The sequence below is a fragment of the Nocardiopsis prasina DSM 43845 genome, from assembly GCF_000341265.1.
Taxonomy (GTDB): domain Bacteria; phylum Actinomycetota; class Actinomycetes; order Streptosporangiales; family Streptosporangiaceae; genus Nocardiopsis; species Nocardiopsis prasina.
The window spans coordinates 22,890-41,198 of sequence record NZ_ANAE01000127.1 but is presented as its reverse complement, the minus strand read 5'-3'; the positions used below and the strand labels follow the sequence as shown (position 1 = coordinate 41,198).

16 protein-coding genes and 1 tRNA gene are annotated in these 18,309 nt (G+C 70.6%); 4 read left to right on the top strand and 13 right to left on the bottom strand.

Annotated features, from left to right (window positions below):
* Positions 1 to 6 precede the first annotated feature (6 nt).
* The 3 genes from D452_RS0113265 (at position 7) to D452_RS0113255 (ending at position 3,052) form a co-directional block, all read left to right on the top strand.
* The gene (locus D452_RS0113265; protein WP_017544636.1) at positions 7 to 1,089 is read left to right on the top strand and encodes a hypothetical protein; all 1,083 of its coding nucleotides are present in this window, start codon (positions 7 to 9) and stop codon (positions 1,087 to 1,089) included.
* A 147-nt stretch (positions 1,090 to 1,236) separates the two neighbouring features.
* Entirely contained in the window at positions 1,237 to 2,478 is a 1,242-nt protein-coding gene (locus D452_RS0113260) for a helix-turn-helix domain-containing protein (protein WP_017544635.1), read from the top strand.
* Between the two features lie 73 nt (positions 2,479 to 2,551).
* On the top strand, positions 2,552 to 3,052 hold the full coding sequence (locus tag D452_RS0113255; protein WP_239646380.1) for a hypothetical protein: 501 nt from the start codon (positions 2,552 to 2,554) through the stop codon (positions 3,050 to 3,052).
* A 31-nt stretch (positions 3,053 to 3,083) separates the two neighbouring features.
* On the opposite strand, the gene D452_RS0113250 is transcribed toward D452_RS0113255, so the two are convergent.
* The 5 genes from D452_RS0113250 to D452_RS0113230 all read right to left on the bottom strand — a co-directional run bounded on the left by D452_RS0113250 (position 3,084) and on the right by D452_RS0113230 (position 7,970).
* The gene (locus D452_RS0113250) at positions 3,084 to 4,205 is read right to left on the bottom strand and encodes a M20 family metallopeptidase (protein ID WP_017544633.1); all 1,122 of its coding nucleotides are present in this window, start codon (positions 4,203 to 4,205) and stop codon (positions 3,084 to 3,086) included.
* Positions 4,195 to 4,863: a DUF1028 domain-containing protein gene (locus D452_RS0113245; RefSeq protein WP_017544632.1), complete on the bottom strand. Its 669-nt coding sequence runs from the start codon at positions 4,861 to 4,863 to the stop codon at positions 4,195 to 4,197. The genes D452_RS0113250 and D452_RS0113245 overlap by 11 nt, the downstream gene beginning before the upstream one ends.
* Positions 4,860 to 5,282, bottom strand: a complete 423-nt coding sequence (locus D452_RS0113240) for a RidA family protein (RefSeq protein ID WP_017544631.1) — start codon at positions 5,280 to 5,282, stop codon at positions 4,860 to 4,862. Before D452_RS0113240 ends, D452_RS0113245 begins: the two co-directional genes overlap by 4 nt.
* A gap of 8 nt (positions 5,283 to 5,290) precedes the next feature.
* Complete coding sequence (locus D452_RS0113235; RefSeq protein WP_017544630.1) at positions 5,291 to 6,568, bottom strand: flavin-containing monooxygenase; 1,278 nt, start codon at positions 6,566 to 6,568, stop codon at positions 5,291 to 5,293.
* Between the two features lie 85 nt (positions 6,569 to 6,653).
* On the bottom strand, positions 6,654 to 7,970 hold the full coding sequence (locus D452_RS0113230) for an MFS transporter (protein ID WP_017544629.1): 1,317 nt from the start codon (positions 7,968 to 7,970) through the stop codon (positions 6,654 to 6,656).
* A gap of 159 nt (positions 7,971 to 8,129) precedes the next feature.
* Here D452_RS0113230 and D452_RS0113225 point away from each other — a divergent pair, with 159 nt between their 5' ends.
* On the top strand, positions 8,130 to 9,038 hold the full coding sequence (locus D452_RS0113225) for a LysR substrate-binding domain-containing protein (RefSeq protein ID WP_017544628.1): 909 nt from the start codon (positions 8,130 to 8,132) through the stop codon (positions 9,036 to 9,038).
* A gap of 60 nt (positions 9,039 to 9,098) precedes the next feature.
* Here D452_RS0113225 and D452_RS0113220 read toward each other — a convergent pair whose 3' ends face one another.
* The 8 genes from D452_RS0113220 to D452_RS0113185 form a co-directional block, all read right to left on the bottom strand.
* Positions 9,099 to 10,319, bottom strand: coding sequence for a hypothetical protein (locus tag D452_RS0113220; RefSeq protein WP_017544627.1), 1,221 nt, complete (start codon positions 10,317 to 10,319; stop codon positions 9,099 to 9,101).
* A 131-nt stretch (positions 10,320 to 10,450) separates the two neighbouring features.
* Entirely contained in the window at positions 10,451 to 12,460 is a 2,010-nt protein-coding gene (locus tag D452_RS0113215; protein WP_026129273.1) for a S9 family peptidase, read from the bottom strand.
* Positions 12,461 to 12,862: 402 nt separating this feature from the next.
* Entirely contained in the window at positions 12,863 to 13,477 is a 615-nt protein-coding gene (locus D452_RS0113210; protein ID WP_017544625.1) for a hypothetical protein, read from the bottom strand.
* Between the two features lie 243 nt (positions 13,478 to 13,720).
* Positions 13,721 to 14,932 carry an MFS transporter gene (locus D452_RS28240; protein ID WP_017544624.1) on the bottom strand — a complete coding sequence of 404 codons (1,212 nt, stop codon included), beginning with the start codon at positions 14,930 to 14,932 and terminating at the stop codon, positions 13,721 to 13,723.
* A 185-nt stretch (positions 14,933 to 15,117) separates the two neighbouring features.
* Positions 15,118 to 15,858: a MerR family transcriptional regulator gene (locus D452_RS0113200; RefSeq protein ID WP_017544623.1), complete on the bottom strand. Its 741-nt coding sequence runs from the start codon at positions 15,856 to 15,858 to the stop codon at positions 15,118 to 15,120.
* 480 nt (positions 15,859 to 16,338) lie between these two features.
* Positions 16,339 to 16,412, bottom strand: a tRNA-Pro gene (locus D452_RS0113195).
* A gap of 196 nt (positions 16,413 to 16,608) precedes the next feature.
* The gene (locus D452_RS0113190; RefSeq protein ID WP_152498585.1) at positions 16,609 to 17,274 is read right to left on the bottom strand and encodes a hypothetical protein; all 666 of its coding nucleotides are present in this window, start codon (positions 17,272 to 17,274) and stop codon (positions 16,609 to 16,611) included.
* 334 nt (positions 17,275 to 17,608) lie between these two features.
* A complete protein-coding gene (locus D452_RS0113185; protein ID WP_017544621.1) occupies positions 17,609 to 18,307 on the bottom strand; it encodes a gamma-glutamyl-gamma-aminobutyrate hydrolase family protein in 699 nt (232 codons plus the stop codon).
* Positions 18,308 to 18,309: the final 2 nt, after the last annotated feature.

Genomic DNA, 18,309 nt, shown 5'->3' with positions numbered 1-18,309 from the left:
GTCCCCGTGAAGCAGGCACCCGTCCCGTCGAAGCGACCGCGGATCGCCGTGGTCGGCAGCGTCGACTCCTCCCGCGAGTACGAACCGCCCCTGAGCGCCACCGACCAGGTGCGCGGCGCCTGCCACGAGCTCGGCCGCGAGCTGGCCCTGGCCGGGTACGACCTCGTGGTCTTCGCCGACGACGAGCACTACGTCGAGACCCTGGTCGCGCGCGGGTACGCGGCGGCCTCCGCGCCCGAAGCCCAGATCATCGCCCACCCTCCCCGGCACCAGGACTACGCGCCCGACCTGCCCGAGGGGTCGAGGGTTCGTGTCACCACGATCCGCGACACCGGCGCCGAGTGGGAGGTGCCGTACTACCGGACCCTGTTCGAGGTGGACGGCATCGTCCTGGCCGGGGGCGGGCGGTCCACCCGGGTCACCGGGGTGGTGGCGCTGGCCCAGGGCGTCCCCCTGGTCCCGCTGGCCGTGTTCGGCGGCGCGGCCCGGCAGGTGTGGGTGTACCTGGACGGTTCCGGTGAGCACGTGGACCGCGAGGACGTGCGCGCCCTGGGCGAGTCCTGGTCGCCGGGGTCGGCCCGGCGCATGACGGAGGTGCTGCGCCGTCAGATGGAGCGGCGGGCCGAACGACGGCGCCGTGAGGAGCGGGCCCGGCGGTGGGGCCGCTGGCGCGAATCGGCCGGGCTGGTCGGCGCGATCCTGCTGTTGCTCGCCGCGCTGGCGTCGATCGTGCTGGCCGGAGGTCCGGGGCCGGCCGACGCGCTCAGTCTCACCCTGTTGTTGGCGGGGCCGATGTGCGCGGCCGTGTCGGGGGCGCTGATCAGGGACTCGTTCGGTCGGACCCCCTCGGCCCTGCGGGCCTGCGCGCGTGGACTGGGCGCGGGCGCGGTGTCGGTCCTGCTGTACGTGGCCGCCCAGTTGCTGACCGTCCCGGAGCTGCTGGTGGAGCTCGATGCCCGGCGCCTGCTGTTCTTCGTGGTGCCGGTGGGGTTCACCGCCGGGTTCACCTTCGACCTCGTCTTCGAACGTCTGCGCAGCCCCGGCGGCCCCCAGGTGGCACCGCCGCCCTCCCTCAGCACACGGAACTGAGCGACGTCACCCCAGTTCGGAGGGGGTCCGACCGGGCCATACCCGGTGCGCGGGGTCCGACCGGGGGAAGTGGTCGTCTTCCCGCCGTGGGGCCAGGAGGCGGCTCGTAGCCTGGACTCCGCGTCTCCCCCAGGGAAGGAAACCGCGATGCCCGTGGACGGCACCCCGGACCCGTACGAGGTCGACATCCCCTTCGGTACCCGTCTCAAGCTGAACCGCACCAGACGAGGTCTGACCAGGGAGGTGCTCGGCGGCCTCGTGGGGCGTTCCGCCTCGTGGGTCAAGGCCCTGGAGACCGGACGGCTGAGCACGCCCAGGCTCCCGGTCCTCCTGTCCCTGGTGGAGGTGCTGCACCTTCGTGACCTGGCCGAACTCACCGGCAAGCAGTCCGTACCCGTGGCACTGTTCAGCGGTCCGGGGCACACGCTGCTGCCGAGGGTCCGAGCGTCGGTCAACTCCCTCGCTCTGGGCGACGACCGGCCGGTTCCCACGGTGGAGCGGCTGCGCGCCCGGCTGGCGGGGGCCTGGCGGGCGCGGCACTCGGCGCCCAACCACCGCGACGTGGTGGGGCGCCTGCTCCCCGGGCTGTTCGATGACGCCCAGCGGGCGGTGCGCGGCGCCGAGAACGGGACGGACCGGCGTGCGGCGAACTCGGTGCTGTCGGAGGTGTGCTCGCTGGCGCAGTTCTTCATCGCCTACCAGCCCGCGCAGAGCCTTCTGTGGCGGGTGGCCGAACGCGGCATGGTCGCCGCGCAGGAGGCGGAGGACCCGCACGCCCTGGGGGTGGCGGCCTGGCTGCTGGCCCAGGCGCACCGGGACGCGGGCGACTGGGAGGCGGCGGACGCTGTCACTGAGGAGGCCAGCCGCCACCTGGAGCGGCACCTGCCGGACGCCGACCTGGACGTGCTGGCGGTGTGGGGCGCACTGCGGTTCGAGGCCGGGTACACGGCGGCGCGGCGCGGGGAGGCGGGGACGGCGTGGCGGCACTGGGACACCGCCCGGAAGGCGGCCGAGCGGCTGCCCGCGTCCTACTACCACCCGATGACCTCGTTCTCCCGGCCGGTGATCGGCGCCCACGCGGTGACCGTGGCGGTGGAGCTGCGCAGCGGGCACGAGGCGGTCCGCCAGTCCGGACGCGCCCCGGCGGAGGCGATCCCGTCGAGGCCGCGCGGGGCCCGGCACCGGATCGAGCAGGCCCGCGCCCACCGTCTGGCCGGACAGCGGGACGAGGCGCTGCGGGTGCTGGAGGCCGCGCACGCTGCGGCTCCGGAGACGGTCCGTTACAACGCCTTCGCCCGCCACATGGTGTTGGAGGAGCTGGAGTCACGCGATCCCCGGCGCCGCGACGGGGCGGGGGTTCTGGCCGAACGGATCGGCCTGCTGTCCTGAACGGGCGAACGGTCTCGACACTGGGGACACAATCTGTACCCTTCGGATCCCACTGGCCACCTAGAGTGATCACATGTCAGAGCCCCGGGCGACTCGAGGGGGCGCCCGGGGTCCGTTCAACAGCGCGGAGGGCGCCGTGACCGACGCCGCCGTCATCGAGGCCGAGAACCGGTCGACCCTGGAGGCATGGGCGAGAGCCATGCACGCGACGGTCGTGCCCGTGGCCGAGAACTGGTGGTCGATCACCTACCAGGCCGAGGCGGGACTGCCCGACGGCACCCGGGTACGCTGCCGCTACCGGTACGTGATCCCGCACCAGGCCGCCCTACGGCGCTGGAAGCGCACGTACGTGGTGGGTCTGGTGCACACCAGCGGCCGCGCGCGCTGCCACCACGTGCGCCAGGTGATCCCGGTGGGCGACACCGAGCCCGAGGAGCGGCACCGCGCGGAGCTGATCGCCTCGGCCCTGGTCGCCACCGAGAGGCAGGACACGTGCGGAGCGAGCGTGGGCAACCTGGAGGTCTACGTGGTGGAGCGGGCCACCCTCTGGAAGCCCGGGGTGGCCCGCTACTGAACGGACCACCCCGGGGGCCGGGCCGTGCGAGCTAGGAGAAGTACTCGTGGGCGGTCCGCGCGAGCAGCGTGGCGCCGTCCTCGATGACCCGGTTGGCGGCCTCGCCCACGCACACGGCGGCGAACTCCGGCTGGTGGTTGCTCACCGGGAAGCAGTCCAGGCCGATGTAGGGGTGGATGGCGGGCACGTGCTGGGAGACGTTGCCCATGTCCGTCGAGGCGCGGTTCATCGTCTGGTGCTCCACCGGAGCGTCGAACCGGCGACCGATCGCCAGGGCGTGGCGCGTGTAGATCTCCAGGGCGCGCTCGTCCGTGCGGAACTCGGAGTAGGGCTGGGACTCGGGCGTGAACTCCAGCTCGGTGTCGGTGGCCAACGCCCCCGCCTCGAAGCACCGCTCCACCCGATCCCTGAGCGGTTCCAGCTCCGCCAGGGTCCGGGCCCGGGTGTACCACCGGCCCTCGGTGACACCGGGGATGGCGTTGGGGGCCTCCCCTCCGACGGTCTGGATTCCGTGCACCCGCGTGTGGGGCGGAAGCTGCTGCCGCAGCAGCCCCAGGGCCACCTGGGCGACCACGAAGGCGTCGTTGGCGTTACGGCCCTCGTGCGGGTAGGCGGCCGCGTGGGCCGTTTGCCCGGTGAAGCGGACGTGGTCGTGGGCGACCGCGTACGGCTCGGCGCGGGGAGCGTCAACCGGTCCCGGGTGGGCCATCAGCGCCAGGTCCAGGCCGTGGAAGGCGCCCGCGTCCAACAGCTCGACCTTGCCCCCGCCGCCCTCCTCGGCCGGGGCTCCGACGACCTCGATCCGCAGGTCGAGACGGTCCGCCCAGGGCCGGAGCGCGATCGCCGCGCCCGCCGACATCGCGGCGATCAGGTTGTGCCCGCACGCGTGGCCCAGGCCGGGCAGGGCGTCGTACTCCACGACCAGGCCCACCCTGCGGCTGCCCGACCCGTAGGAGCCGTGCACCGCAGTCGGGAAGCCGAGGTAGGAGGTGGTCATCTCGAAACCGAACTCGTCGAGCAGTTCGGCCGTCCACGCCGCCGCGCGGTGTTCCCGCCAGGCGGTCTCCGGATGCGCGTGCAGGGTCTCGGAGTAGGCGATCAGCCGCGCGAGCTGATCGGAGACACCGGGCGGGCGGTGGGTCTCAGCGGTCATCGCCGGGCACCCCGTATCCGGGTGAGGCGGCCGGGTCCAGGCCGCGCTGGACGTAGTCGTCGCGCTGGGGCAGCCAGACGTCGAGCAACCCTCGCAGCGCCTCGACGGGTTCGTCCTGCCAGTCCACGCGCAGGTCCGTGTCGCGCCAGCCGTGGCCGGACACGGTGGACAGCCCGGCCGAGTACACCGGCCCGGCCTCACCCCCCGCCGCCAGTGCGGCCGAGAGGGCCGTGAGCAGGCGTTCCTCCAGCTCTCCCCCGGCCGAGGCGAAGGCCTCGCACATGATCGCGGGGATGTCGGCGCGGGTGAGCATGTTGCCCGCGGCCGCGCAGTGCGGACCGGTGGCCTCGCCGTGCACGCCGAGGGTGAGTCCCCCGCTGAACGTCGCCGCCGCACCCGAGGCGTCCACCACGGTGAGCTGGCGGTAGTTGGAGTTCGGGGCTGCCCCGACGACCTCTTCCAGGGCCGCCTCGGGGCTCGCGCCCGCCTCCAGCCGGTCCAGCAGGGCCGAACCCAGCCGGGGGTCGGTGATGTTCTGCGACGCGACGGCCCCGACGGAGTCCCGCAGGTGGACGACGCGCGCGGCGACCGCCGGCGAGGAGGACACCGCCGCGACGCCGAACCTGCCGTCCTGGTGTGCCGCGATGGAGAAGGTCACTCCCGGCCTCCCGAGATCACGGCGGTGGCGTCGATCTCCACTAGCCACTCCGGCCGGGCCAGCGCCTGGACGACGATCCCGGTGGAGACCGGGTGGACGCCCTTGAGCCAGCGCCCCATCTCCCGGTACACGTCCTCGCGGTAACGCGGGTCGACCAGGTAGACCGTCACCTTGACGATGTCCTGGAGGCCGCTGCCCGCCTCCCGCAGAAGGAGGTCGATGTTGGCCATGGCCTTCTCGGTCTGGGCGCGGACGTCGCCGACGCCCACCGACTCCCGGGTCTCCAGGTCCTGGCCGATCTGGCCGCGCAGGTAGACGACTCCCCCGGCGACGACGGCCTGGCAGAGGTCGTTGTCGATGTTCTGCTCGGGGTAGGTGTCGCGGGTGTTGAACTTGCGGATGCGGGTGTGCGTGGTCATGGGTGCTCTCACCTCTGGACGTGGGACGGGCGCGGGTGGGCGTCGTTGTGTTCCATGTATCCCCTCTGGATGGAGATCTGGTCGGCCACGTAGCTCGCGTCGTGCCAGGCCCCCCAGAGGAAGCTCGATCCCCGGCGCGACTGCCAGGGCAGCCCCACGAAGTAGACACCGGGCTCGCTGGAGACCCCGCGCTGGTGCCTCGGCCTGCCGTGCTCGTCGCAGGCGTCCGCGGGCAGCCAGCCGTAGTCGGCGGTGAAGCCCGTCGCCCAGACGACGGAGGTGACCCCGGCGGCGGCGAGGTCGAGTTCGAGGACGGGGGCGGTCACCGAGTCCGGGAGGTGTCCCAGGGCCCTGGCCTCGGGCTCCTCGGGGAGATCGAGCCCGTTGCGGGTGACGTAGGCGTCGGCCTCGTCCAACAGCGCCAGGTAGTTGGCGTCGCCGCCGACGACGTTCTCCCGCAGGTCGGAGGCGAAGCACACGGTCCCGCCCGCGTAGGTCTCGGTCCGGCCCACCAGTGTGACGCCCCGCTCGGCCAGCCCCCGGAAGTCCACGGTGTGGCCACCGTGCGCACCGCTGACCGCGATCGTCACGTGCTCGGCGCCCTGGGGCGGGGTCGAGGCCTCCCACTTGCCGAGCACGCCCAGCCACCAGACGAAGTCGTGTCCCCGGTACCGGCGCGGAGGACGGTCGTGCGGGCCGACGGACAGGTACACCGGACGGCCGGAGGCGCGGAGTTCGTCGGCGATCTGCACGCCCGACGACCCGGACCCGACCACGAGGACGCCGCCCTCGGGCAGCTGCGCCGGGTTGCGGTAAGCGCTGGAGTGGATCTGGACCGGCCCCTCCCCCTCCGGGATGATCGGCGGGATCACCGGGCGCTGGAACGGTCCGGTGGCGGCCACGACGTAACGCGCGTCGTAGACGCCGTCCGAGGTCTCCACGCGAAAGCCCCTGCGGCCGTCGTGCCTGCGTACGGAGGTCACCTCGACCCCGCAGCGCAGCGGAGCGTCGATCCTCTCCGCGTAGGCGGCCAGGTAGTCGGCCACCTGTTCCTTCGTGGCGAAGTCCTCGGGACCCAGGCCGTCGAACTCCATCCCGGGGAACCGGTCGTGCCAGACGGGCCCGTTGGTGACCAGGGAGTCCCACCTCTCCGAACGCCAGCGCTCGGCGACGCGGTGCCGTTCGAGGACGACGTGCGGAACACGGCGGCCGCGCAGGTGCTCGCTCGTCGCGATCCCGGCCTGCCCCCCTCCGACGACGACGACTTCGATCTCCTCAACGGACATACTGCTCTCCACTCCCATGGACGGTTGCGAGGTACTGGTGGGGGCTCGACGGCGCGAGCCCCCGGGCACGGGGCCGGTCGGCGGGTCAGACCCGCGCGCGGTCGCTCTCGTGCAGAAGGTCGGATCCCCTGGTCTCGGGCATGGTCCGCAGGGTGACGGCACCGATGACGCCGATCACGATCATCGTGAAACCCGGGACCATGGAGCTTCCGGTCACCGAGATCAGCCAGGTCATCAGGTACGGCAGGGTGCCCGCGAAGAAGGCACCGGCGACGCTGTAGGCCATGGAGAGGCCGCTCTGGCGGGTACGCGTGGGGAAGAGCTCCGCCACCGTCGACGCGTGCGTGCCCAGGATGACGGCGAGGATCACCGCGAGTCCGAAGGTGGCGAGGAAGGCCGCCCACGACGTGTTCGCCTGCATGAGCAGGAAGAGGGGCACGGAGCCGACGATCATCGCGCCGGCGGCGGTGTACAGCACCGGCTTGCGGCCCACCCGGTCGGAGATCATGCCCGACAGCGGGATCACACCCATGGCCACCACCGAGGCGGCGGCGGAGAGCAAGGCGGCCCGGTCCGCGGGCACCCCCACGATCTCCTCCTGGTAGGTGATCAGGTACACGAGGACGATGTAGAAGGTCGAGTTCATGAACGTCTCGATGCCCACCGTCTGGAGGAACTGCTTGCCGTTGGAGCGGAACACCTCCACGACCGGCTGGCTGGGGACGTTGTTCATGTCCTCCAGCGCGCGGTACTCGGGCGTGTCCTCGATCTTCAGGCGGATGTAGAGGCCGACCGCCGCCATGGGCACCGTCAGCAGGAAGGGGATCCGCCAGGCCCAGTCGAGGACGACCTCGGCCGGGAAGGCCGCGTGGAGCGCCCACACCGCGAACGACGCGCACAGGAACCCGGCGACCGAGCCGAACTCGATCCACGAGCACCCGAAGCCCCGCCGCTTGGGCGGCGAGAACTCCGCGAGGAAGGCGGCGGCGCTGCCGAACTCCCCGCCCGCCGCGAGCCCCTGGATCACGCGGGCGACCACGAGCAGGATCGGCGCGAGGATGCCGACGGAGTCGTAGGTGGGCAGCAGCCCGAGCATGAGCGTGCCCGCCGCCATCGAGATGATGACGATGGACAGGGTGGTCTTGCGTCCGAACCGGTCTCCGAGGTGTCCGAACAGCACGGAGCCGAGCGGTCGTACGAAGAACGCCACGGCGAAGACCGCGAACACCGAGAGCAGTCCGGTGGTGCCGTCCTGCTCGGGGAAGAAGACCTTTGCCATGGTGGTGGCCAGGTACGCGTAGACGGCCCAGTCGAACCAGTGGACGAAGACGCCCACCGCTCCGGCGAACACGCTGCGGCGCAGGTCCTTCCGGTCCACTGAATCCGGGGTCGCACCGGTCATCTCGCCTCCTGGGGACTCGTTACTCAAGGCACGGACGGGCCCGGGGGACGCCCTGCCTGTGGCCTGGGTCACGAGTATCGGGGTGCGAAGTACGATCTGTACAACACATAGATCTGAACTTAACCATCGGAAAAACTGATAACCGAGAGTGGGACGGGCATGGCGGACGTGAGCCTGCGTCAACTGGAGTACCTGACGACCGTCGCGAGGCACGGTTCGGTGACCGCCGCCGCGCGCGAGCTGTTCGTGTCGCAGTCGGCGGTCTCGACCGCCCTGGTCGAGCTGGAGTCGGCCCTCGGCATCACCCTGTTCGTGCGCTCACAGAAGGGGATGCGGCTCACCACGTCCGGCCAGCGCGCGATCGCGGCCGCCGACAACGTGCTGGCCAGCCTCGCCCAGTTCAGGGAGTCGGCGCGCCAGGAACGGGAGCAGATCGAGGGCACACTCACCATCGGCTGCTACGCCACGATCGCGCCGATACTGCTGCCGAGGGTGATCGCCGAGTTCTCCCGCCGTCACCCCAGCGTCCAGCTCTCCTTCGTCGAGGCCGCGCACGAGAGGCTCCTGGAGGACCTGCTGAACACGCGGATCGACCTGGCGATCACCTACGACTACAAGCTGGCCTCGGTGCGCACCACGAGCGGGGTGACCGCGCTGCCGCTGCGGTCCGATCCCCCGTACGTCCTCGCCCCCGTGGGCGGGGCGGTGAGCGCCAAGGAGCGGCCGAGCCTGGCCGACCTGGCCGTCGAACCGCTGATCCTGTTCGACCTGCCGCCCGGCGGCGAGTACTTCCTCGGCCTGTTCACCCGGGCCGGGCTGACCCCCAACGTACGCTTCCGGACGACCAGCTTCGAGATGGTCCGCGCCCTGGTCGCGCGCGGCCTGGGCAACGCGCTGCTGACCCAGCGCACCGTGCTGGAGCGCAGCTACGAGGACCTGCCGTACGCGACCCGGGAGCTGGACGTCGAGCCCGAGGGGCTGGGCATCGAGATCGTCCAGCTGACCGACCGTGCGCCGGTCCGGCGGACCCAGGCCTTCATTGAGGTCTGCCGGGAGGTCGTGGTCTGAGCCGAACGGGGGGCGCCCGTCCGGGCCTGCGCACACGGGCGGGCCCGGACGGGCGATTCGCTAGCGGATCGAGGCCGCGACGATGTCCTCGACCTGGCGGACGATCGCCTCGCGCTCCTCTTCGAAGGCCGGATCGGAGATGTTCCCGCCGGGGCCGAGGTTCAGCACCGGAGTGTGGATGTGACCTGCGGGGACGTCCCCTTCGGTGGCGTCGCGCAGCAGGGTGTTGCGGTACGCGATCTCGTTGGAGAGGTAGTTCCCTCCGCCGCCGGACCGCGCCTCGGAACCGGGGGTGGGGCCGTCAGGGCGCACCACGGGCGCGGTCCCGCCCGCCGGGATCTCGGTCACCTCGGTGTTGTCGAACACGGGGAAGGGAGCCCCGGTGGTCTCCTCGACGATGGCGGGGCGGTCCAGGGAGGAGTCCGACCACTGGGGCTGGGGGGAGACGGTGGGAACGCCCTCGGGAACGGGGATGATCTCGGGCGTACCGAGCACCTCGTTGTCCTGGAAGCCACCGCGCCAGGCACCGTTGTGCGCCTCGAGGTCGAACCTCCCCGGCGAACCCTGGCTGACCGTGATGACCGCGTCGGCCGGCTGGTCACCGGTGTAGTAGGGCAGGAGGGACTGCTCGACCATGCCGTCGGTGAAGTCCCTCCAGCGCACCGGGTAGAGCATCGCCTTGACCACCGCGACGCCGTCGGCTGTCTCCAGCACCGCTCCGTCGAGGGCCAGGGCCGCGGCGCCGGAGGGGTTGGCCTGGCGGATGTCGTCGTCGAGGAGGAACGGGTCGAACCCGGTGACGACCACATGGCTGACGTCGGCTTCCCCGGGGGCCTCCGCGAAGTCCTCTCCGTCCTGGCCCCGGGAGCGTCGTTCCAGATCGGCCACGAGTTCGGCGCGCTCGGACCCGCTCAGCGCGAACCCGGGCTCCCAGCGGTTGAGCGCGGAGGTCATGGCGAGCCGCGCCCAGTAGAGCGGCCGGTCGTCCTCGGCGCTCAGGTCCCCCTCAACCTCCCCGGGGGCCTGGACGCGCTCCACCGCGTCCCTCCAGAGCGCTTCCCCGTGGCCTTGGACGACCGCACCGGCACCGTCCAGGTCGGACGCCGCGCACAGTTCCTCTTCGAAGCGGTCCACGGCGGCGTCGAACCCGGACCCGCGCAGGATCTCCTGCGGGACCTCCTGCTCGACCCGCGCCTCCTCGACCGTCGCGCCCTCCTCACCCAGGCAGCCGTCCGCCGGCTCGGCGTGCGCGGGAGCCACGAGCGCCAGGGCGGGGGCCATGACGAGTGCCGACGCTGCGACACGGGAACCGGTCCGCCATGGACGCGCGCTCCCGTTTCCTACGGTTGATCTGTCCGACAAGCTGTCCCGTCCTCTCAGTTGTTCGCCTCACTGACGTGACCGTGGAACCATCACCACGGCAGGATCTCGGGGATCGGGTCACCGCCCCGGAGGTGCTGGTCGCAGAAGGCCAGCACGGTCTCGTTCCACACGCGGCCGTTGGAGGGCGTGAGCACCCAGTGGTTCTCGCCGGTCAGCTGGAGGAACCGGTGCGGCATGGTCTCCGGCGGGCCGTCCCAGCCCGAGACCAGGTCCCACCACATCCGCAGCGCCTCGCTGATCGGCACCCGGTAGTCCCGGTTGCCGTGGGTGATCAGCACCGGCGTGACCACACGCGACGCGCCCTGGTGCGGGGAGTTGTCCCGGTACCACTCGGGCTGCTGGTCCTCGCGGCCGTGCACGCGCATCTTCTTCGCGGCGGCGTCGGTGGTGCGGTGCTGTTGCCCCATCGCCCACGAACCAGCGTGGGTGACGACCGCCGAGAAGCGGTCGGTCCGACCGGCGATCCAGCTGACCATGAAGCCTCCGAAGGAGGCACCGAGCAGCGCCGTGCGCGAACCGTCCAGTTCGGGGCGCTCCAGCTCCTGGTCGAGCAGAGCCTCGCACTCCCCGTAGACGACGTCCGGCAGCCTGGGCCAGCCGCGGTTCAACCCCGCGTGCCCGTAGCCGCTGGACATGGCGAAGTCGGGCATCAGCACGGCGTAGCCCCGGGCGACGGCCAGCCACGGGCACCACCGCCAGGACCACGCGTTGAAGGATCCGTGGGGGCCGCCGTGGATCCACAGCATCACCGGCGCCGGGTCGGTCTGGGAGGCGCCGTCAGGCAGGCACAGCCATCCGCCGACCCGTACGCCGTCGACGTCGGTCCACACCCGTTCCAGGGTGCCGGGCAGGGCGTCCACCGAACCCGGTGCGGGGAGTTCGGTCCGCTCACCGTCGGGCGCCAGCCGTACCGGACGCGCGGGGGTGGCGACGTCGGAACGCAGCGCGAACAGGGAGCCGTCCGGCGCGGGAGCCAGCGAGGTGAACACACCGGCGTCCGCCAGGGTGCGCGCCTCGCCGGTGCTCGGGTCGACGGCGAGCACGGCGCCGGAGGAGTGCAGATCGCCGGTGACCAGGAGGGTGCCGTCGTAGCTCCAGACGTACCCCCTGATCGTGAGGTCTCCGACGTCGACCCTGACCGGCTCCCCACCCGTCAGCGGGTGGATCTCCAGGAAGTCGTAACCGGTGTCGGTGGGGGTGGAGATCGTGATGCGCGTGGCCGCCACGTGGGCCCCGTCGCGCGAGAACACCGGGGAGCCGTACTCCTGGTGTTCGTCAGCGGTCAGCAGGGTGGATCGTTCGCGGCTGTCGGTGTCGATGAGGACGACACCGGTCCGGGTCTGCCCGCCCTCGACCCGTTCGGTCCAGGTCGTCGCGACGGTTCGGCCGTCCGGGGACAGGTCGGCCGACGCATCCGAGAGCGCCAGGGTGTCGACGCCGTCGGTCAGGTCGCTGATCCCGCCGTCAGGGGAGATGAGCACCAGGCGTGGGCTGACGTCGCCGAGTTCGTGGTCCCAACGGCGGATCGGCATGCCGGTGTGCCAGATGGTGCTCCGCTTGGCGGCCCTCCTGGCCTTGCGACGATCGGCGTCATCCTCCAGGGTGGATCCGGCCAGGACGCTCGTCTTCGCGAGGATCGAGCCGTCCTTCGCGACACCGGAGACGCTCAGGCCCGCGGGGGTCCGGGCGACGAGGGCCGCCTCCCCGTGTTCGGGCAGGCGCCAGATGGCCGCAGTGCCCCCAGCCGAGTCGTCGTCCGGGTCGGGGCGCCGGGAGGTGAACAGCAGCGAACCGTCGGGGGTGAGCCGCGGTGCGTCCTCGCCGTCCGTGGAGAAGGTCAGTCTCCGGGCCGGGGTCAGGCCCTCCGGGTCGAGCGCCCACAGGGCCGACCTGCGTTGGGATCCGTGTTCGTCGACTTCGTCGATCGAGGCCACCACCCGCCCGTCGGGCCCGGCTGCCACGGCGGAGATCCTGGGAATCCGCGTGAAGGCGTCGATGTCGGCGAAGTCGGAGAACGAGGCAGATATCGGTGAAGGCACCGGCACACGGTATCGCGTGCGGAGAACGGGCCATAGAGCGGGACAGCGTCCGCTTCACAGCTCACGGCCAGCAGCCGCACCCGCGCTTCGCCTTCGAGTACGTGCGGTGGACCCCCGGACTGGTGGCGGTTCGCCGGGGATCCGTGGGCCGATGACGGGCGCCGGGGAGTCCACTGTGGCTGTGCGTCACGGCCCCCGGAGCGGTCGGCCTCGGAACACGAAGAAGGGCGTTCACCTGAGTGAACGCCCTTGGTTTGTCGGGACGGCGGGATGTGAACCCACGACCCCTTGACCCCCAGTCAAACTGAAGCAAGCCATGGGGAGTCGGGGAAGGTCGCTGAACCACACGGATCACCTGGCCAGAACGCACGTTCAGGCCCAGAGGAACTTGCTCAGAAAACCTCAGTGCAGGAAGTTGTACGTGAATGCCTCGATCAACGCGATGCCGATGAGCACCACGACGATGAGGGGGTAGAGACGGATGTTGTCTCTGATGCCCGCCCGGTACCCGGCCCAAGCCGACGGAAGTTCGCGCCGCCGGTAGCCGAAGGTCGACTGCCAGAGGATGACGGACCCCAGCATCGCCAGGACATAGGCCTGGAACTCGATCAAGAGCACAGGCGAACTGATGATGACCATCATCGCCTCTTCAGACGATGTCGGAGAGAACGGCATGCCGATGAAAACGGCACGTCCTAGCGTCGCGACCACACCGAAGAAGGGGATGCCGAGCGAGGGCAGAGTCGTCGTCAACAGGGCGGCGAACAGGAGGTTCGCAAGGAACGTCAACAGCGTTGCCTTCACGATGCTGCCGCTGGCATAAGCGTCGACGACGATGGAGGAACCCGGCGCTTCGAGGAACGCTTCCACGTTGTTGAGCCCCAACTCGTACATCCCGGGGATGAGCGGGGTCACGATCATCGTCACGATGAGGGTGCCGTAGACGACGAGGTTGAGCAGGAGGTAGGTCCTCCAGTTCTCGCGCAGCACGGTTCGGAAGTTTTCGTAAATTCGCATGGCTGTGTTTCCTTTCTTGTGGTTGGCGTGGAATCGGTGAACGGGGGTTTGATCGTGATGGCGATGTCGACCGGTCACCCCTGCTTCTCACCGTCATCGCGGACCCTGGCAAGGCAGGCCTGTGCCAGAAAGGCAAGAGCGCTCACCACCGGAAGTGTTTGCCGCCCGAGCACGCCTTGCCGTGGTAGAGAGACTGGGAAATCCCTGGCCGCAGGCGATGAGCCCCACGGAGACTGAGCTTCATCAGGCCTCGTGCTGTCCCAATCGGCGAAGGCGTGGGGTGAGCAGCGCGCCGATGGCCGCGAGGATCCACAGTGCCGCGAGAGCGGTCGTCGCGAGGTGCAGACCGCTGACCTCGATGAGCACGGCGGCGACACCGATGCCCGCTGCGGGGACCAGAGTCATGATGGCGTTCTGCGCGCCCAGCACCGTGCCGCGTTGGGAGTCGTCGACGTTCTCGATGAACGCGAGTCCGATCACGGCGTTCATGGAGCCGCCGCCGACGCCGACGATCGCCGCCCCGGCGAAGATCGACCAGACAGGGCCGAGGACGCCGATGATGGAGAAGCCCATCGCGACGAGGACGAGACCGGTGGTGAACCAAACGCGGTGCGGGATTCGGTGGCCGAGAACCGCGAAGCATCCGCCGCCGATCAACAGGCCCGCGGCGAGTGCGCTGAGCACGAATCCGACGAACTGGGGCTCGTCTTGGAACGCGAAGTGGACCGGGATCACCATGCCCTGCGTCGCGGCCAGCACGATGGCCAGGGCCATGCCCAGCAGGACCAGTCCGCGCAGCAGCGGGGACCGGACGATGACCCCCAGGCCGTGGAACACCGATCTCGCGGGCGGTGTTGTGGAAGCCTCCGTGTGGTCAGGGGCGAGCACAGTCGCACTCTTGGGGATGAGGAGCGTGAGTAGGGCCGCCGTCGTCGCCAGACCGGAGGTGATCCATAGCACTGTGACCGGCGCGAAAGCGGCGACCAGGATCCCTGCGATGGCCGGGCCGAGCAGCAGCGACACCCCGGCCAGAGACTCCCGTAGTCCGATGAGCCGTGAGGAGTCCATTGCGGCGGCCCTGGCGATCGCCGGCAGCATCGCCTCCCGTGCGGTGAGGCCCGGCACGTCCCCGAACGAGTTCAGAACGGCCACGGCGATGAACCAGCCCAGGCTCAACCCGATCGTGAGATCAACGATCGGCAGGACCAGCAGCGCCGCCGCCGAGATGACGTCGGAGAGAACGGCGGCAGTGCGTCGGTTGATCCGATCGACGAGCGACCCCATGAGCAGCCCCGCCAGGGCCGCGGGCACCGCAGCGGCGATCGCCACGACGCCGGCGCTCAAGGGGCTCCCGGTGGTGAACAGCACCACCAGGGGCAGAGCGATCGCGGTGATCGAGTTGCCCAGCAACGAGGTACCGAACGAGGTCAGGTAGAAGACGACGGTCCGTTTCATGCGACAAGCACAAACTATGACGTCGCGTCGCAGTCAAGCCCGCTCCAGCGCCGCTCGTAGCGAAGCCTCAGAGCGCGCTTGGACAGGTCGGGGGGCCTCACCTGACTGGAGTTGCTCCAGTTCGGTGGACACCTGGGTCGTGCCTGGTTGAGGGGTGAGGGGCGGCCCTGCGTCGCAGGGCTGCTTCAGGTCTGGTCGTGGGGAGTCAGTTGCTGCTGGACCCGGCGCAGGACGCGGTGTTGCACGGGCTTGAGCATCCGCTCGTTGTGTTGGTCCACGAGCTCTGAGCCCTGTGGGTCGACCAGGGCGAACTGGTCGGCCAGTCGCGCCGCTATCGGTTCCAGGTAGGCCACCAGCTCCTCGATCAACGTGGCGACCTCCTCCTCCGGAGTATCGGCTTCCAGGGTGTAGAAGCGTGCCATCAGAGGTGTGGAGGCGAACGACCCCCTGTCCGCCTCCTCTTGCAGGGAGGCGACTCCCTCTGGACTGACCTTGCCGAGCAGGTGTCCGACCAGGATCAGCTGTTCGTGCTCGTGGCGGGCCATGCCCGGAGGTATCTCCCTTGGGCTGGAACGCAACGCCGAGAGCTCCGGAGGCAAGTCGGGAGGGGCGCCGCTGTGACGCAGTGCGTCGATGCTGGCCCGGCGGGCGGTGAGCCGTTCGATCTCGGCGGTCGCCTGCCGGTCGAGTTCGTCGAGCAGTTCCTCCGCGGCTTGCGCATCGTCCAGCACCTCGGGGAGCACCGACAACGGCACTCCGAGCGCGGTCATTCTCGTGATCCGCAGGAGTCGGACGAGGTGGCCAACGTGGTAGCGCCGGTACCCGCTGGCTGAGCGCGGTGGTTCGGGCAGCAGTCCGATCTGATGGTAGTGGCGCAACGTGCGCTTGGTGACCCCGGTCAGTTCGGCGAGTTCACTGCTGAGCATCGGACAGCTCCTTTGGGTCCACGTCGCGCAGAACGCGTGAAACGAGCGCGGTCACCAGGACGAGAAACCATAACTGTGTCCGCCCCCGTAAGGCTGTTGAGGAGGACCGTAAACCGTACCGCGACGGTATTCACAACCCCGGGTCCGGGGACGAGCGCTATCGAATACTCGTTCTTTGCCGGTGATTGAGGAACAAGCGATCAGGATCCGGCGCTACGTCGGCCAGGGCAGCTGGACAGGTGAGCTCATATCGAGGAGATCCCCCGCTGGTCGGCCACAACGGTACCGACACCACCGAACGTGTCTGCCGCCGCCAACTGCGGCCGGTACGACGATGCGCGGCAAACGCGAGGAACGAAATCCTGCACGACGTGGGATGACCCCCCACACGGCCCCGGTTCTGCCCCACTTTTACCCCACCTGAGACGCAGAAAGGGGCCCACCATATGGTGGACCCCTCCATGACCTGCAACTTCTCTGTCGGGACGGCGGGATTTGAACCCACGACCCCTTGACCCCCAGTCAAGTGCGCTACCAAACTGCGCTACGTCCCGGCCGCTGAGCGGCAGCGTCTCCGCCCCGCCAACAGGTGAAACTTTACCGCATTCAGCAGGGCGCTCGAACCAGTCCGACCCCCGATCGGAGCCTCGGGCGAGAGCCGTCGGGGTACTCGAGCACCGGGGCCACCGGGGTTCGCGGCGCACTCCACCCGTAAGGAGCCCTCGGGAGTCGGGGCCGCACGGGTGTGTCCTACCGCTGGCCGAAGAGGTCGGGGCGGTGGCGTCGGGCCTCGGTGACCAGGGGGTTGTCCCAGCCGTGGCCTCCGGCTGCCTGGAAGGAGACGGCGACCAGTTCGGCGCCGGTCCGGGGATGGCGGGGCTGGGAGGCCAGGACGGTCCTCATGCGCGCGGCCCCCTCGGGGATGATCCGTTCGCCCCAACCCACCAGACCTCGGGACTCCAGGTCCCTGGTCCGGACCCGCTGCCCGCCGACCTCGACGCCCGGTCCGGCGGCGACGCGGTCGACGGTCCTGCCGACCTGCGTCGCGTCCTGCCAGCGCAGCCGCACCTCGAAGCCCCGGTGGTCACGCAGCTCGACGCCCACCGAGGAGATCACCACGACGGTGCCGACGAGCATGCGCCGAGTGTGACGCACCGGGAAGACGCCGAGGCAGAGCGTGGCGAGGGCACCGGCGATGATGCCGCCGGTCAGGCCGGCCCCGGGGCTGACCGTCTCGAAGAGGATCGCGGCCAGGAGCAGGATGACGAGGAAGAACACCCCGAGGAGCGGGCTGAACGCCACCAGGTGGCGCAGGTAGGTGCCGGCGCCGCCGTGGGGGCGCCCCGTGATGGTTCCGGGCTCCCCCGGCAGCGCCCATCCCGGCGAGCGTGTCCACCCGTGCGCCAGGCCGTCCACGGAGACGTGCTGCGGGTGGCCCTGCGACCAGTGGGGGTGGTGGGAACGGGGGAACTGCGGGCGACCCTGGTACGGGCGTGCGTAGGGAGGTTGGGGCTGGTCCCGGCCGTACTGTCCCTGGTGACCCGGGTGCCACTGAGGTCCCTGACCGTTCCGTTCCCCGTTCCGCGGGCTCACGGCCGCGCCCCCGGCTCTCGCTCCGTCCGTGTGGGCTTGTCCATCGTCTCCCCCGTTCACTTCCGGCCCCGGCCGGGCCCCGTCCCCTGACCAGGGGCGTCAGCACAGTGTGCCAGCGCGCTCGGACGGATTCGTCCCTCGCGGGCGGGAGCCGGGATCAGCGTTCGGCGGCGCGCTCGGTCAGCCAGACGAACAGGCTGGGGTCGGTCCCCATCTCCGGGTGCCACTGGACGCCGAGCACGTTGAACACGTCCGTGTACTCCAGCGCCTCGACCGTCCCGTCCTCCGCCCAGGCGGTGGCGGACACGTTCCGGCCCAGGTCAGCGACGGACTGGTGGTGGTAGGTGGGCACGTCGAGCATGGTGCGTCCCAGCACCTGGGCGGTGCGGGAGTGTTCGGCGACGGTGACCGGGTGGGTGTCGAAGACGCCGACCCGCTGACGGTGTCCGGCGTGGCCCACGAGGTCGGGCAGGTGCTGGTTGAGGGTCCCTCCCCGACACACGTTGAGCAACTGCATGCCCCGGCAGACCCCGAGCACGGGCAGGCCCCGGGCGAGCGCCCCGGCGAGCAGGTCCACCTCGGCGGTGTCCCGGTCCGCCCGCACCCCCGCGGTGTGCTCACTGGTCGGGGATCCGTACCGGCCGGGGTCGATGTCGCCGCCCCCGGCCAGCAGCAGCCCGTCCAGCCGGTCCAGCGCCCCGGCGATCCCGGCCACCGGCGGCAGCAGGACCGGAACCCCGCCGCTCGCCGCGACGGAGTCCACGTAGTACTGCGGCAGCAGTGTCGCGGGCAGGTCCCAGGCCGGCCCCCACCGGGCCTGCTCCGCGTAGGCGCTGATCCCGACGACGGGCGACATGG

What these genes read in the sequence shown, in the direction of transcription:
- D452_RS28240 (WP_017544624.1), bottom strand. Translation starts at nt 14,932, where the DNA reads ATGAAACGGACCGTCGTCTTCTACCTGACCTCGTTCGGTACCTCGTTG.
- D452_RS0113255 (WP_239646380.1), top strand. Translation starts at nt 2,552, where the DNA reads ATGTCAGAGCCCCGGGCGACTCGAGGGGGCGCCCGGGGTCCGTTCAAC.
- D452_RS0113240 (WP_017544631.1), bottom strand. Translation starts at nt 5,282, where the DNA reads ATGACCACGCACACCCGCATCCGCAAGTTCAACACCCGCGACACCTAC.
- D452_RS0113210 (WP_017544625.1), bottom strand. Translation starts at nt 13,477, where the DNA reads ATGCGAATTTACGAAAACTTCCGAACCGTGCTGCGCGAGAACTGGAGG.
- D452_RS0113230 (WP_017544629.1), bottom strand. Translation starts at nt 7,970, where the DNA reads ATGACCGGTGCGACCCCGGATTCAGTGGACCGGAAGGACCTGCGCCGC.
- D452_RS0113200 (WP_017544623.1), bottom strand. Translation starts at nt 15,858, where the DNA reads ATGCTCAGCAGTGAACTCGCCGAACTGACCGGGGTCACCAAGCGCACG.
- D452_RS0113220 (WP_017544627.1), bottom strand. Translation starts at nt 10,319, where the DNA reads ATGGCCCCCGCCCTGGCGCTCGTGGCTCCCGCGCACGCCGAGCCGGCG.
- D452_RS0113225 (WP_017544628.1), top strand. Translation starts at nt 8,130, where the DNA reads ATGGCGGACGTGAGCCTGCGTCAACTGGAGTACCTGACGACCGTCGCG.
- D452_RS0113235 (WP_017544630.1), bottom strand. Translation starts at nt 6,568, where the DNA reads ATGTCCGTTGAGGAGATCGAAGTCGTCGTCGTCGGAGGGGGGCAGGCC.
- D452_RS0113260 (WP_017544635.1), top strand. Translation starts at nt 1,237, where the DNA reads ATGCCCGTGGACGGCACCCCGGACCCGTACGAGGTCGACATCCCCTTC.
- D452_RS0113250 (WP_017544633.1), bottom strand. Translation starts at nt 4,205, where the DNA reads ATGACCGCTGAGACCCACCGCCCGCCCGGTGTCTCCGATCAGCTCGCG.
- D452_RS0113185 (WP_017544621.1), bottom strand. Translation starts at nt 18,307, where the DNA reads ATGTCGCCCGTCGTCGGGATCAGCGCCTACGCGGAGCAGGCCCGGTGG.